8 protein-coding genes and 1 pseudogene are annotated in these 8,176 nt (G+C 75.1%); 6 read left to right on the top strand and 3 right to left on the bottom strand.

All coding sequences use genetic code 11. From position 1 onward, the window contains the following. Both ACI78V_RS21610 and ACI78V_RS21605 read left to right on the top strand, forming a co-directional pair. Positions 1-127: pseudogene (locus ACI78V_RS21610) on the top strand (IS481 family transposase); the annotation flags it as partial. A gap of 10 nt (positions 128-137) precedes the next feature. Continuing rightward, entirely contained in the window at positions 138-1,043 is a 906-nt protein-coding gene (locus tag ACI78V_RS21605; RefSeq protein ID WP_456854548.1) for a hypothetical protein, read from the top strand. Between the two features lie 113 nt (positions 1,044-1,156). Here ACI78V_RS21605 and ACI78V_RS21600 read toward each other — a convergent pair whose 3' ends face one another. After that, a complete protein-coding gene (locus ACI78V_RS21600) occupies positions 1,157-2,320 on the bottom strand; it encodes an RtcB family protein (RefSeq protein ID WP_456854546.1) in 1,164 nt (387 codons plus the stop codon). A gap of 132 nt (positions 2,321-2,452) precedes the next feature. Between ACI78V_RS21600 and ACI78V_RS21595 the strand changes: the two genes are divergently transcribed. Both ACI78V_RS21595 and ACI78V_RS21590 read left to right on the top strand, forming a co-directional pair. Further along, positions 2,453-2,758, top strand: a complete 306-nt coding sequence (locus tag ACI78V_RS21595; protein WP_456854544.1) for a muconolactone Delta-isomerase family protein — start codon at positions 2,453-2,455, stop codon at positions 2,756-2,758. 109 nt (positions 2,759-2,867) lie between these two features. Continuing rightward, the gene (locus tag ACI78V_RS21590) at positions 2,868-3,407 is read left to right on the top strand and encodes a hypothetical protein (protein WP_456854542.1); all 540 of its coding nucleotides are present in this window, start codon (positions 2,868-2,870) and stop codon (positions 3,405-3,407) included. A gap of 66 nt (positions 3,408-3,473) precedes the next feature. Here ACI78V_RS21590 and ACI78V_RS21585 read toward each other — a convergent pair whose 3' ends face one another. Together ACI78V_RS21585 and ACI78V_RS21580 are read right to left on the bottom strand one after the other, a co-directional pair. Then, positions 3,474-5,063: a serine/threonine protein kinase gene (locus ACI78V_RS21585; protein WP_456854540.1), complete on the bottom strand. Its 1,590-nt coding sequence runs from the start codon at positions 5,061-5,063 to the stop codon at positions 3,474-3,476. A 2-nt stretch (positions 5,064-5,065) separates the two neighbouring features. Further along, positions 5,066-5,497: an ATP-binding protein gene (locus tag ACI78V_RS21580; RefSeq protein ID WP_456854538.1), complete on the bottom strand. Its 432-nt coding sequence runs from the start codon at positions 5,495-5,497 to the stop codon at positions 5,066-5,068. 75 nt (positions 5,498-5,572) lie between these two features. Here ACI78V_RS21580 and ACI78V_RS21575 point away from each other — a divergent pair, with 75 nt between their 5' ends. Continuing rightward, complete coding sequence (locus tag ACI78V_RS21575; protein ID WP_456854536.1) at positions 5,573-5,923, top strand: STAS domain-containing protein; 351 nt, start codon at positions 5,573-5,575, stop codon at positions 5,921-5,923. Between the two features lie 10 nt (positions 5,924-5,933). Beyond that, positions 5,934-8,147 (top strand): SpoIIE family protein phosphatase, encoded by a 2,214-nt coding sequence (locus ACI78V_RS21570; protein ID WP_456854532.1) that lies wholly within the window; start codon positions 5,934-5,936, stop codon positions 8,145-8,147. The last annotated feature ends 29 nt before the right edge of the window (positions 8,148-8,176 follow it).

The raw sequence follows: 8,176 nt of genomic DNA, 5'->3' as shown, positions 1-8,176 counted from the left end.
AGACGCCGCCCGCACCAAGGCGTTGCGCCGGTGGCTGCACCTCTACAACCATCACCGCACCCACACCGCACTCGGCGGTCTTCCGCCGGCCAGCCGCGTGCCCAACCTGTCGGAGCAGAACACCTAGGCCGGTCGACGTGCTACCTCAGTGGACCGAGCGCCTGTCCGTCGTCGCTCCTGCTGCGCTCGTCAGCGTCGGCCTCGGGCTCTTCGTCCAGGCGTGGTCGGCGCACATCGGGTTCTACGAGCAGTTCGATCTCCGGCCCGAGGAGGTCGGACTGGACTACACGACGGTCATCACCCAGGCCGGGACGGCTGCCGTGATGGTGACGGGTCTCGTTCTCATGGTCGGGTTGTTCTTCCGCGCGCAGGCGTCGTGGTACTCCGCGGAGCGGCGCAGCAGGAGCGCGCTCATCCGCATCGGCGTAGCCGCGGTCCTGATGAGCGTGCTCCTCGGCCTGGTCATCACGCCTCTGACGGTGGGCACTGAACGGCAGGTCCTCCTCTTGCTGTGGACCTCACTCGACCTCGTCGTGGTCGCAGCATTCCTCTTCTGGGGCTACACCACAGGACACCGGGGTCTGTCCCTGACGCTGGCGACGCTCGTGTTCGCCGGTGGACTGGTGGTGGCGTACTACAACGGCGTGTCGGCAGGTCGCGCCCTCATCCGCGACGCCAATGCAGCGGTCCAGCAGCGCCGAGACATACCGGCCATCGCCCCACCGCCTCTGGTCCGGTTGGTGTCCTGGCCGGTGGTGGACGTGGACGTCTCCGTTCCCGCAGACGCGTCACCGTTACGCCGCGGAACGGATCTGGAGTCGCAGGAGGGGGCGGGGTTCTACCTGCTGGGCTCCCGGGAGGGTTCGTTCGTCCTCTGGGATGCGTGCCTCGACACGATCGCCGTGATGCCCGCGGACACGACGGTGCTGATCCATCGCGACGAGTCCGTCGGAGTCGCCGCCGAGGCTGACGACCAAGCAGGGGACGGCGGGTTCAGGAGCGGCGGGGGCGGCTTCTCCTGTGGTGGCGGGGGTGGCATCTAGGACCGCCGTTCGAGACCGGAACCCGTTCCGCGGACGCTCGTGCTCTGCCCACGGTGGTGGGTAGAGCACGAGCGTCCGCAGGTGGAGGTGCGGCCGGGGGACGGCCCCAACGCTCAGTCGCCCTTCACGTTGACCACCTGGCGCAGCGTGTGCCGGATCTCCACGAGGTCGGCCGCGTCGGCCATCACCTGGTCGATCGGCTTGTAGGCATCGGGGTGCTCGTCCAGGAACGCGTCCGAACGGCCCCAGGCGATGCCCTTCATCCGCCGGTCCAGGTCCGCGCGGGTGAACAGCCGCCGCGCCTGCCCGCGCGAGTGGTTGCGCCCCGCCCCGTGCGGCGCCGACATGAGCGCCTCCGGGTTCCCCTTGCCGACGACGACGTAGGACGCCGCCCCCATCGACCCCGGGATCAGCCCGTCCTGGCCTCGCCGCGCCGAGATCGCGCCCTTCCGGGACAGCCACACCGACCGGCCGTAGTGCTCCTCGCGCTCGGTGTAGTTGTGGTGGCAGGAGATCTCGACCTGCCGTTCGACCTCGGTGGTCAGGAACCGCGAGACCTGCTCGGCGACGCGGTCCATCATCTCCTCGCGGTTGAAGCGGGCGAACCGCTGCGCCCAGTGCAACGCCTCGACGTAGGCGTCGAACTCCGGCGTCCCCTCCTCGAGGTAGGCGAGGTCCCGGTCGGGCAGGTCCAGGTGGCGGGCCCGCGCGAGGTCCTGCGCCACCCGGATGTGCCTGGACGCCAGCCGGTTGCCCACCCCCCGCGAGCCCGAGTGCAGGAACAGCCACACCCGGTCGGCCTCGTCCAGCGACACCTCGATGAAGTGGTTGCCCGACCCGAGCGACCCCAGCTGCAGCGGCCAGTTGTGCGCGACGCCGTCCGCCTGCGCCGCCCCCGGCAGGTCCCGGAGCTCGGCCACGCGCGCGGCCGCCGAGTCGCGCAGCTTCTTGTTGTAGCGCCCGGCCGACAGCGGGACGGCCCGCGAGATCTGCTCGTGCAGCGTGGACAGGTTCCGCCTGCGCAGGTCGTCGCCGGTGAACTGGGTGCGGACGGCGTCCATCCCGCACCCGATGTCCACCCCCACCGCCGCCGGGATGACGGCGCCGTCGGTCGGGATCACCGACCCCACGGTCGCGCCCATGCCCAGGTGCGCGTCGGGCATGAGGGCCATGTGCGGGTGGATGAACGGCATCGACGCTGTCCGCTCCGCCTGCAGGCGGGTGGTCGGCTCCAGGATCGACGCCCAGTTGAGCAGGCGGTCGCTGATCTTCTCCATGGCTCCTCGTGTCCCTCGACGGCCGACGGCGCCGGTCCCCTTGTCGCCGACCCGTACCCCGAGGAGGCTGTTCCGCCCACCCGTCCGCAGCGGCGTCGGACCCGGGCGCCGTCGGCACCACAGGAGCGCCCGATGCTGTTCCACGTCAGCTTCCGCGTCGACCACACCCGGCTGGACGAGGACGACTTCTGGGACGAGTGGGAGCGCGAGACCCAGGCGGCCAAGGCGGCCATGGCCGGCGGCGTGATCAAGAGCCTCTACAAGGTCGCCGGGCAGCGCCGGGTCATCGGCATCGTGGACGTCGAGTCGCACGACCAGCTCGACCAGATCGTCATGGGTGCCCTGCCGATGAGCCACCACCTCACGCTCGAGGAGGTCCTCCCGGTGCGGGAGTACACCGCCTTCGCCGACGACGTCGCCCGGCGCTGGCAGGGTTGAGCGACGGGGGCGGGACCTCCGTCCCCTCCGCCGCGGACCTCCGGACGCCGCGCCGACGCGACCCGCGGGACCAGCATCGGGACGACGACGACCGACGGAGGTGTCCGCGATGAGCAAGGCCCTGGTGGTCCACGAGTCCCTGTTCGGCGACGGCCGGACCATCGCCCGCGCGATCGCCGACGGGCTGTCGGCGCGGATGCCGGTGACGGTGGTGGCCGCGCAGGACGCCCCGACGACGCTCGGCCCCGACATCGGGCTGCTCGTGGTCGGCGGCCCCAACCACGTGACCGGCCTGCCCCGCCCCGCCACCCGCGAGAGCGCCAACCGCGACTACGGACTCCACGTCGACCCGCAGGTCGGGCTGCGGGAGTGGCTGGAGCAGGTGCGCATCGAGGGCCCGGCGATCGCGGCGGCCGCCTACGACACCCGCATGGACCACCCGAGGCTGGTCACCGCGCTCGACCACGCCTCCCGGACGGAGGAGAAGCTGCTCGGTCGCCTGCACTGCCGGCTGGTCGCCCCGGCCGAGCACTTCCTCGTGACCTCGCCCGAGGGGCCGCTGCTCGCCGGGGAGGAGCAACGCGCCCGCGCGTGGGGCGCCACGCTCGGCGAGCAGTGGGAGGGCCGACTGGCCGCCGCCACCGGCTGACGCCGGCCCCCGCGGTCAGCGGCCGGTGGCCAGCGGGGTGGTCACCTGTCAGCGTCGGGGGCGGAGTCAGTCCCGCCCGCGGTCACCGTTGCCGTTCCCGTTCCCGCGGCCGCGGCCGCCGTCGCCGTCCTCGTCCTCCTCGTCGTCCCCGTTGCCGTTGCCGTTCCCGTTGCCGTCGCCGCCCCGGTCACCCTCGTCGGTGTCCGGGCCCTCGACCGGGGGCGGCGGGGTCGTCGGCGGCGGGGGCGGGGCCACGGCGTGGGTGACGGTGATCGTCGTGCCCACCGGCACCTCGCCGACCGGCGCCACCTCCATCACCTGCCCGGCGGGCACGTCGGCGGTCTGCACCGGCCGCAGCTGCACCAGCAGGTCCAGTCCGGTCAGCTCGGCCTGCACCTGGCCCACCGGCCGGCCCACGTACTCCTCGGCGGCCAGCCGGACCTGCACCACGCGCGGGGGTGGCGGGGTGGTCGGGGTGGCGGACGTCGCCGAGGACGGTGCCGGGGTGGGCGCGCCGGCCGGCGCCGGGTCGGCGCCCCGCAGCCCGAGGACGAGCGCGCCCGCCACGACGGCGGCGACCACGAGGAGCCCCGCGAGCAGCGGGACCAGCAGGCGGCGCCGGGGCCGCCCGTCGTCCGGGTCCTCGGCGGGTGCCCCCGCTCCGGGCGCGGCGGCGCCGGCCTCCGCGGCCGGGACGGCGGCCCCCGCGGGCAGCACCCTGGTCTCCGGCTCGGGGCGCGCCGCGGGGAGTACGAGGGTGTCGGCGCGGTCGGCGTCCGGGGCGACGACCGGGGCGGCGACGACCGGGGGGCGCCCCGCCACGACCTCGTCCACCGCGGCCAGCAGCGCGGCGCCGTCCGGGATGCGCTGCGTGGGGTCCTTGACCAGGGTGCGCTCGACCAGCCGGCGCACCGGCTCGGGGACGTCGTCCGGCAGCGGGTCGGGGGTGTCGCGCAGCTGCCGGAAGGCGACGTCGACGGGGTCGGGCCCGTCGACCGCGCGGCGGCCGGCCAGGCACTCGTAGGCGACCATCCCCCAGGAGTAGACGTCGCTGGCCGGGACGGCCTTCTCGCCCCGCACCTGCTCGGGGGGCAGGTACTGGGGGGTGCCGACGACGTGGCCGGTCCGGGTGACCGTCGCGTTCGCCGCCGACCACGCGATGCCGAAGTCGGTGATCTTCACCGTGCCGTCGGGGGCGACGAGCACGTTGCCCGGCTTGACGTCCCGGTGCACCACCCCCGCGGCGTGGGCGGCGGCCAGCCCCGCGGCCACCTGGCGCAGCACGGCCAGCGTCCGGTCCGGGGTCAGCCGGCGCTCCCGCTGCAGCAGCCCGGCGAGCGGCTCGCCGTTCACCAGTTCCATCACCAGGTAGACCAGCCGGTCGCCACCGGCCTGCTCGGGCTCGACCTCGCCGTAGTCGTGCAGGACGGCGATGTTGGGGTGCACCAACCCCGCCGACAGCCGGGCCTCGGTGCGGAACCGGGTGAGGAAGACCGGGTCGCCGGTGTACTCCCGGCGCAGCACCTTCACCGCGACCGTGCGGCCGAGGACGAGGTCGCGGGCGCGCCAGACCTGCCCCATCCCCCCGGTCGCGATGGGGGAGAGGAGCTCGTAGCGGTCCTGGAGGACCGAGCCGGACCGGTGCGTGGGCTCCATGCTCAGACCGGGTCGACCAGGCGCAGCGGCGGGTGCGGGGACAGCCGCTTCTCCAGCGTCACCCGGTGCCGGCCGTCGGACTCGTGCCGGAAGGAGAGCCGGTCGACCAGCGCCTGCATGAGCAGCAGGCCGCGACCGCCGTCCAGCGGCGAGCGACCGTCGGCGTCGGGCAGCGCGTCGGGGTCGAAGCCGTCGCCGTCGTCGAACACGCTGATCCGGCACAGCGCGTCGTCGATCGCGACCTGCACCTCGTACTCGGCGTGCTCCCCGGCGTGCCGGACGACGTTGGCGCACGCCTCGGTGAGCGCCAGCGTGACCTCGTCGACGACCGCCCGGTCGACGCCGAGGTGCTCCAGCGCCTGCCGGCACAGCCCGCGCACGAAGGGCACGCTCGTGCTGTCCACCGGGAGGCGGACGGTGAAGGCGATGTCCATCCCGATCTCCCCCTCCGTGCCCGAGGGCCCTTACCCTGCAGTGGGCAGGGTGCCAGACGACGAGGGGACCGAACCGTGCTGTTCGAGGTGGAACGGATGACGGTCCTCGGGCGACCGGCGCTGAGAGTACGCGGCGAACTCGACCTCGCGACCGCCCCGCAGCTCGGCACGGCGGTCGAGTCACTGCTGTCCCAGCACCCCCGCTCGCTCGTCGTCGACCTGACCGAGACGACGTTCATGGACTCCTCCGGTGCGCGCCAGCTGGTGTCCCTCGCCCGCTCGGCGAAGGCCGCCGGTGCCGCGCTGCAGGTGGTCTGCCCCCGCGACAACCGGCCGGTGCGGCTGGTCGTCGACCTGCTGGAGCTGCAGGCGACCGTGCCCATCGTCGAGTCGGCCGGCCTGCCCGAGGGTGGGGTCTGCCCGTAGGGTCGCGGCGGTGACGTCCACCGTCCCCCGCCCCGAGGTCCCCGGAGTCACTGACGAGGCCCTGGCCCGCTGCGCCGACGAGCCGATCGCCGTCCCCGGCGCCATCCAGCCGCACGGCGCGCTGCTGGCCGTCACCGAGCCCGACCTCGCCGTCGTCGTCGCCTCCGCCAACGCCGCCGACCTGCTCGGTCGGGCGCCGGAGTCCCTGACCGACCTGCTCGCCCCGGACGACCTCGCCCGGCTGCGCGCCGGCCTGGGCGGGGACCTCGCCGACCTCAACCCGCTGCGGGTGACCGTGGGCGGCGCCGAGGTCGACGTCGTCGTCCACCGCGCCGACGGCCTGCTGCTCACCGAGTGGGAGCCGGTCGAGGGCGCCGGGGAGGCCGGCGCCGCCTGGCACCGGCGGCTGCCGGCGGTACTGCAGCGCCTGTCGGCGACCACGGACCTCGGCGAGCTGACCGCGGTGCTCGCCCGCGACGTCCGCGAGCTCACCGGGTTCGACCGCGTGATGGTCTACCGCTTCGACGCCGAGTGGAACGGCGAGGTGGTCGCCGAGGACCGGCGGTCCGACCTCGAGCCGTTCCTCGGCCTGCGCTACCCGGCCAGCGACATCCCCGCCCAGGCCCGCGCCCTCTACGCGGTCAACTGGCAGCGGCTCATCCCCGACGCCCGCTACCGCCCGGTGCCGCTGCAGCCGGCGGTGCACCCGGGCACCGGCCGCCCGCTGGACCTGTCCGGTGCGGTCCTGCGCAGCGTCTCGCCGGTGCACCTGGAGTACCTGGCGAACATGGGCGTCGTCGCCTCGATGTCGGTGTCCCTCATCGACCGCGGCCGGCTGTGGGGGCTGGTCTCCTGCCACCACTACGCCGGACCGCACCGCCCGTCCTACGCCGACCGGGTCGCCGCCGAGTTCCTGGCCCGCACCGCCTCGCTCCTGCTGCACACCACCGTCGAGACCGCCGACCGCGGCGCGGTCGTCGGCGTCGCCCAGCGGCAGGCGCGGCTGGTTGCCGCCGCCGGCCGCACCCCGCGCGACCCCGCGGCCGCGCTGACCGGGGGCGAGGTCACGGTGCTGGACCTGCTGCCCGCCGCGGGTGCGGCGCTGCGCCTCGGCGGCCGGCTGCACCTGCTCGGCGCGACCCCACCGGCCGAGCGGGTGCCCGAGCTGGTGGCGGCCCTGCTGGCCACCGGGCAGCCGGCCACGGACGCACTGGGCCGGGTCGTCCCGGCGGCCGCCGACGTCGCGGACACCGCCAGCGGGCTGCTCGCCGTCGAGGTGGGCGGCGGGAACGGGGACTTCCTGGCCTGGTTCCGGCCCGAGACGCTGCGCGAGGTCACCTGGGGCGGCAACCCGCACACCCCCAAGGCCGTCGAGACCGGCGCCGGCCCGCGGCTGAGCCCGCGGCGCTCCTTCGCCGCCTGGAGCGAGACGGTGCGGGGGACGGCGACGCCGTGGCGGGAGCACGAGGTGGCCGCGGCGCAGGCGCTGGCCGCCCACCTCACCGAGTCCGCGCTGCAGCGGGCGGGGGAGGACAACCGCCTGGCCGCCGTCCTGCAGCGCACCCTGCTGCTGGAGGAGCTGCCGAAGGTCCCCGGGCTGGCGCTGGCCGCGTACTACCGGCCCAGCGCCGCCGACGTCGTCGGTGGCGACTGGTACGACCTGGTGCCGCTGCCCAGCGGGCGGGTGTCGGTCGTCGTCGGGGACGTCGCCGGCCACGGCCTGGCCGCCGCGGCGATCACCGCCCAGCTGCGGCACGCGCTGCGCGCCCACCTGCTGCGCGACGCCGGCCCCGGCGCCGCGCTGTCGAGCCTGGGCGCGCTGGTCGCCGCGCTGCTGCCCGGGGAGCTGGCCACCGTCGTCGTCGCCGAGGTCGACCCGGGCACCGGTGCGGTCGCCGTGGCCAGCGCCGGGCACCTGCCGGTGCTGCACGCCACCGCGGGCGGCGCGGCGCTGGTGACCGGCGGCCGCGGCCCCGCGCTCGGCCTGCTGGACCGCGCCGACTACCGCGAGGCCCGGCTGCAGCTGGACGGCGACGACCGGTTGCTGCTGTTCAGCGACGGGCTGGTGGAGCGCCGTGACGTCCCGCTGCCCGAGCGGCTGGATGCGCTGTGCGCCACCGCCGCGGCCGGCCGCGACCCGGAGACGCTGCTGGACGAGGTCCTCGCCGTTCTGGACCCGCCGGACGCCGACGACGTCACCCTGGTCGGCCTCGGCCGCACCTGACGGCGGGCGGCCGGCGCCCGTCCGGGCGC

This window comes from Geodermatophilus sp. SYSU D00742 (assembly GCF_054049935.1).
The sequence above is the reverse complement of the archived record's forward strand: the minus strand, read 5'-3'. Positions and strand labels throughout refer to the sequence as shown.